Below are 2,670 nucleotides of genomic sequence, written 5' to 3' on the forward strand. Positions count from 1 at the left end.
GACAGAGAATTGACGAGAGCCGACAGACTGTCTGACTCGTTGATATTGTGTAAAACCTCAACCTGCAGGTCTTTCAGCTCAGTCCTGGCCATCAGAACAACCAGTCCCGCCTGAAGCAGGGCTTCTGTTTTCTGAACCCAGTGTTGATCCTGCTGATCAACGATGACAGGCAATAGACCACGATCAAACAAGTGACGCTCTACTTTCTGCAGATAAGCTTCAGAACCGTCAACCAGAACCAGAGCTGACTCCTGACGCAGTCGATTTGCCCTGTCACTGGCCAGAACCTTATCAGCGGTATCACCCTCATTAGCAACAGATTCAACCATACCAGCAGCAACGGTTGCATTGCTTAAGCGATCAATAACAATAAAGGCACCGGTTTGACGATTATCTACATAACGATCAAAAACAACAGGCTGCGTGAGTGCCAGCTTGCACGAGCCTATCTCATTCAGTGCCAGTTCATCGGCATCCTGTTGTTTCAGAGTGTTAATATCCACTCTATAGTTAATACCCGTAAAACTTCCTGCCACTTTAGTGGTGGCAAATTTAATCAGATACTGACGTCCTGGCTTCATTGCCTGCTCTGCCATCCAGACAACACTGGCATTCAGGCGAGAAGAAACTGAAATATCATCCCGGGCGTGCACCAGCATGTCACCCCGGCTGATATCGATCTCGTCCTTCAGTGTCAGAGTGACAGCCTGACCGGCAAAACCTTTATCCAGATCACCGTCGTAGGTAACTACTCTTTCAACTGCACTTTCCAGTCCTGAAGGTAGCACCTTAACTCTGTCGCCAGGCTTCACTGCACCAGAAGCAATGGTTCCGGCATAACCACGAAAATCGAGATCGGGTCGGCTCACGTATTGAACCGGAAGACGGAAATCATCGAGGTTACGGTCATGGGCAACCTCTACACTTTCCATTACTTCCATCAGAGTCTGGCCTGTGTACCAGTCAGCTTTTTCACTGCGATAAACAACATTATCGCCATCCAGAGCCGATACCGGGACAAAACGAACATCGCCCAGGTTCAGTGACTCGGAGAAATCCAGGTACTGATTCCGAATCTCTTCAAAACGTTTCTGGCTGAAGTCCACCAGATCCATCTTGTTAATAGCTACTACCAGATGTTTGATACCCAGCAGGCTGGCAATATAGGTATGACGGCGAGTCTGTGTCAGTACTCCCTGACGGGCATCCACCAGAATAATGGCCAGATCACAGGTGGAAGCACCAGTCGCCATGTTCCGGGTGTACTGCTCGTGACCCGGAGTGTCGGCAATGATGTATTTCCTGTTTTCAGTGGAGAAGTAACGGTAGGCCACGTCAATGGTAATGCCTTGCTCGCGCTCAGCCTGAAGACCATCCACCAGCAGTGCCAGATCGACTTTTTCGCCCTGGGTTCCAACACGCTTGCTGTCGTTTTCAACGGAAGCCAGCTGATCTTCATAGATCATGCTGGTGTCATGTAAAAGTCGACCAATCAGTGTGCTCTTGCCATCGTCAACACTGCCACAGGTCAGAAAACGCAGAATTTCTTTCTGCTCATGCCGACGCAGGTATTCCTGAATATCAGACTCGATCAGATCAGATTGATGACTCATTAGAAATAACCTTCCTGCTTTTTCTTCTCCATAGAACCGGCACTGTCATGGTCAATAACACGGCCCTGACGTTCAGATGTTTTGGTGAGCAACATTTCCCGGATCACATCAGGCAGAGTGTCCGCTTCTGACTCAACGGCTCCCGTCAATGGATAACAGCCCAGGGTACGGAAGCGCACTTTCTTCATCACTGGCTTCTCGCCGGGTTCCAGAGGCATACGTTCGTCATCAACCATAATCAGATTGCCATCACGCTCTACCACCGGGCGTTCCTTAGACAGATAGAGTGGAACAATGGGAATATTCTCGCGATAGATATACTGCCAGATATCCAGCTCAGTCCAGTTGGACAGGGGGAAGACCCGAATGCTTTCACCCTTCTCTACTTCACTGTTGTAGATATTCCAGAGTTCCGGGCGCTGATTTTTGGGATCCCAGCGATGGTGCTTGTCCCGAAAAGAGTAAACCCGCTCTTTCGCTCGTGATTTCTCCTCATCACGACGAGCCCCACCAAATGCAGCATCAAAACCGTGCTTGTCCAAAGCCTGTTTCAAGGCCTGGGTTTTCATTATATCAGTGTGTTTAGCGCTACCGTGGGAAAAAGGGCCTACGCCCTGCTCAACACCGTCCTGGTTGATATGAACAATCAACTCAAGACCCAGGTCGTCGACCAACCTGTCACGGAACTGAATCATTTCCCTGAATTTCCACGTGGTATCTACATGCATGAGGGGAAAAGGCGGTTTACCCGGATAAAAGGCTTTCATTGCCAGATGCAACATGACCGCTGAATCTTTACCAATAGAGTAGAGCATAACCGGGTTATCAAACTCGGCAGCAACTTCCCTGATAATCTGGATGCTCTCTGCTTCGAGCTGCTTCAAATGGTTGAGGCGCTCTCCAGAAAGCTCGTTAGCACCTTCTTGAGTGCTCTCCTGAGTGGCTGTATCAGACATGAATGCTAGACCCGAAGCTGGCTAAAAATTGTTCTTAGCTCGAATACTAGCAGCACCATTGGAATATAAAACAAAAAAACTATACCAATAATTCATAACAT

General features: G+C 48.7%; 2 protein-coding genes. Both read right to left on the reverse strand.

Annotation, left to right across the window (positions count from 1 at the left end; genetic code table 11):
- Positions 1-1,613: sulfate adenylyltransferase subunit CysN (gene cysN / locus KDK17_RS04660; RefSeq protein WP_257287463.1), on the reverse strand; the 1,613-nt coding region annotated here is incomplete at its 3' end.
- On the reverse strand, positions 1,613-2,569 hold the full coding sequence (cysD, locus tag KDK17_RS04665) for a sulfate adenylyltransferase subunit CysD (protein ID WP_257253079.1): 957 nt from the start codon (positions 2,567-2,569) through the stop codon (positions 1,613-1,615). The genes cysD and cysN, both read right to left, overlap by 1 nt.
- Positions 2,570-2,670 lie beyond the last annotated feature (101 nt).

The organism is Endozoicomonas sp. SESOKO2 (assembly GCF_024606245.1).
Taxonomy (GTDB): domain Bacteria; phylum Pseudomonadota; class Gammaproteobacteria; order Pseudomonadales; family Endozoicomonadaceae; genus Endozoicomonas_A.

Coding starts and splice junctions, on each gene's coding strand:
- cysD (WP_257253079.1), bottom strand. CDS start 2,569: ATGTCTGATACAGCCACTCAGGAGAGCACTCAAGAAGGTGCTAACGAG.